Origin of the sequence: Polaromonas sp. CF318, assembly GCF_000282655.1 — a bacterium.
GTDB lineage: Bacteria > Pseudomonadota > Gammaproteobacteria > Burkholderiales > Burkholderiaceae_C > Polaromonas.
Genome location: NZ_AKIV01000080.1, coordinates 1 through 2,930 on the forward strand (window position 1 = coordinate 1; position 2,930 = coordinate 2,930).

The 2,930-nt window shown below is 68.8% G+C and carries 2 protein-coding genes and 1 pseudogene; all 3 read right to left on the reverse strand.

Translation table 11 applies throughout. The features are described 5' to 3' along the window. Positions 1-749 (reverse strand): annotated as a pseudogene (locus PMI15_RS15725) (PAS domain-containing sensor histidine kinase); the annotation flags it as partial. Next, positions 746-1,423, reverse strand: coding sequence for a DUF4390 domain-containing protein (locus PMI15_RS15730; protein ID WP_238541137.1), 678 nt, complete (start codon positions 1,421-1,423; stop codon positions 746-748). The pseudogene PMI15_RS15725 and the gene PMI15_RS15730, both read right to left, overlap by 4 nt. After that, complete coding sequence (gene rsmB / locus PMI15_RS15735) at positions 1,404-2,750, reverse strand: 16S rRNA (cytosine(967)-C(5))-methyltransferase RsmB (protein WP_007871037.1); 1,347 nt, start codon at positions 2,748-2,750, stop codon at positions 1,404-1,406. The genes PMI15_RS15730 and rsmB overlap by 20 nt, the downstream gene beginning before the upstream one ends. Between the last annotated feature and the right edge of the window lie 180 nt (positions 2,751-2,930).

Genomic DNA, 2,930 nt, shown 5'->3' on the forward strand with positions numbered 1-2,930 from the left:
GGCGGGCCGCTGGCGCCCGCCGTCAGCTCCCCATTGCCGGCGGACACCACCTCGTCCAGGCCCTCGATCTGCGTGACGACGCGCTGCGTGCGCGCGCTGCGCAGCTGCTGCACCGAGGGACGCTCGGGTTTGAGCAGGAAGCGCGAATCGCCGGCGCTGGCGATGACCTGGCCCGAGGGGCTCCAGAGCACCACGTCGCTGGCCTGCAACTGGTCACGCAGGCGCTCCAGTGCCAGGCCCGCCATGGCGTCGGGCGTTTCGGCGATCTGCGTGGCGGCCTGCCGCGTCTTGTTGCCGAGGTCGGCCGCCAGCGTGTCCAGCGTGGCGCGGCCCAGGTTCAGGCCGGCGGCCAGGGCGCCCTCGACCTCCACGTCGAACCAGCTTTCGATGGAGCGCGAGACGAACTGGTAGGACACCACGTAAATCATCAGGCCCGGCACCAGGCCGACCAGCGCGAAGATGGCCGCGAGCTTGACCAGCAGGCGGCTGCCGAAGCGGCCGCGGCGCAGCCGCAGCAACAGGCGCACGACGATCCAGCCGATGACCAACAGCAGCAAGCCGGCCACCGCGATGTTGAGCACCAGCAGCAGCGCGTAATTGCGTTCGTAGAGTTCGCGGTTGCCGGTGGCCTGCGTCAGCAAAAACATCAGCACCAGGCCCAGCGCCACGATGGTGCCTATGCCGACGCCGACCGTCCAGCGAAACGCCTTGCTGCTCTTGAGGGAGCCGCCGCTGACCTGCAGGTTCACTTGGTGGCCTCGGTTCCTGGGGCCGCGGGGACGGCCTGGGGCGCGGCGGGCTCCAGCCTGAGCCGGTCCTTGACCTGCGCTGAAATATTCCAGTCCCGCTGGCCGGCCACGCCGATCTGGAAGGGCCGCGGCAGCTGGGATAAATCCAGCCTGAAGCTGAAGTCCAGCTTGTACGAGGCATCCGGGTCCACGTCGCCGGCATCCGCAATCCTCCATCGGGCCACGCGCTGGATGGCCGACAGGGCCTCGGGCAGGGTTTCGTAATTCTGGTTCAAGGTTGCCCGCAGGCCGGAAGAGCTGGTGATCAGCCCGGACGCGATGTTGACGCGCCAGCGGCGGGTCAGCGGCTGGTAGGCCAGGCGTATGGTGCGGGCGGTGCTGGCCACCCGCGGGTCGGTCCAGTACCAGCGGTCGCGGTAGATGTCGGCTTCGGCCACAAAAAACAGCGGGATGCCCTTGAGCAGGGCGTCTTCCACCACTGGCGGAAGGTCGAAGCGGACCAGGGCGGACAGGTGCACGCCGTCTTCCCCGCGCTCCACGCGCAGCTGCGTGATCTCGGTGGCCGAGGCCGGCGCGCTCGCCCAGGCCAGCAAAAGGCAGAGGCAGGCACCGAGCAGCCAGCGCGCAGCGGCATGCCCCAGGCGCCGGCAGTCGTCAGCGGCTGCTTTTTTCAAGGAGTGCGTAATAAAAACCGTCGTGCTCACGCATCAAATTGTCCGGGAAGACCGTCGCTTCCACGCCACTTTGCGGGAGCAAATGCCCCGGCGAGGGCCTTAATAGGGCGTCGGTGTGGTGCGTAAGAAACGTTTGTATCTGCTCCTCACCTTCCGCGCGAAAAACCGAGCAGGTGCAGTACAACAGGCGACCGCCGGGTTTGAGCAGGGGCCAGAGCGTCTGGAGCAGCTTTGCCTGGATGGCGGCCAGCTGGGCAATATCGGTGGGGCGGCGCAGCCAGCGCACATCGGGGTGGCGCCGCACGATGCCGGACGCGGTGCAGGGGGCGTCCAGCAGGATGCCGTCGTAAAGCCGGCCGTCCCACCAGCCGTCCGGCCGGCCGGCGTCGCCCACGCGGACTTCGGCCTGCAGGCCCAGGCGCAGCAGGTTTTGCCCCACGCGCTCACAGCGGCGGGGGTCAATGTCCAGTGCCGTCACTTCGCAGTCCGCCAGTTCCAGCAGGTGGGCGGTTTTGCCGCCCGGGGCAGCGCAGGCGTCGAGGATGTTGGGGCGGGCGTCGCTCCGCTCCGGGCCGGCCAGCCCCTCCAGCAGCAAGGGGGCGGCCAGCTGGGCTGCGGCATCCTGCACCGAAAAATGCCCTTCGGCAAAGCCGGGCAGGCTGGTCACGGGGCGGGCGGCGGCCAGGATCACGCCGTACTTGCCGACCGGGGAGGCCTCAATCTGGGCGGACGCCAGGGCCTGCAGGTAGCCGGCTTGCGTCGTTTTGCGCTCATTGACACGCAGGATCAGCGGCGCGCGGCTGTTGTTGGCCTGCAGCATGGCCTGCCACTGCCCGGGATGGTCCTTGCGCACCCGGTCTATCCACCACTGCGGGTGGTTCCAGACGGCTTGCGGACTTTTTTCAGTGCGTGCCACCAGCTCCTCGCGCTCGCGCAGGAAACGGCGCAGGCAGCCGTTGATGAAGCTGGCCTGGTGTTGGGTGGCATCGCCGCGCTTGGCGGCTTCCACGGCCTGGTCAACCAGGGTATGGGAGGTGTAAGGCGCGCCCTCCTCCGTCCAGATCAAGGCCAGGGCCACGCACAGCAAGGCGTCGGCCTCGGGCGGCGGCGGGCGGCGGGCCAGCTGCTGGCGCAGGGCCTCGGCGCGGCCCAGCCAGCGCAGCGTATGAAAGCCCAGCGACTGCACGCCGGGCCGCAGCGCGGCGTCCACGTCTTCGAGCGCGGCGGTCATGGACTGGCCGTCGCGCACGGCCATCAGCAGGGAGGCAGCCCCTTGCAGCTGGCGCCAGAGGGGGACTTGGGTCGGGTTGTCTTGCATGGAACTCATGAATACCGTCCGGAATGGACGGCCAAGCTCCTATTAGACCAGCCAGGATAGGCCCACCCCCGTTCAGACTCACTGCGTGTAGCCTGCTCCCCCCTCCGGGGGCGGCGCCTGCGGTCTGGCAAAGCCAGTCCCGCGGCCCCTGCTGGTTGGGAGAGGTCCCACATTTTGAATGGGTCGGTG

Bases quoted from the DNA above. Each gene is read 5' to 3' on its own strand.
- rsmB (WP_007871037.1), bottom strand. From the start codon at position 2,750: ATGAGTTCCATGCAAGACAACCCGACCCAAGTCCCCCTCTGGCGCCAG.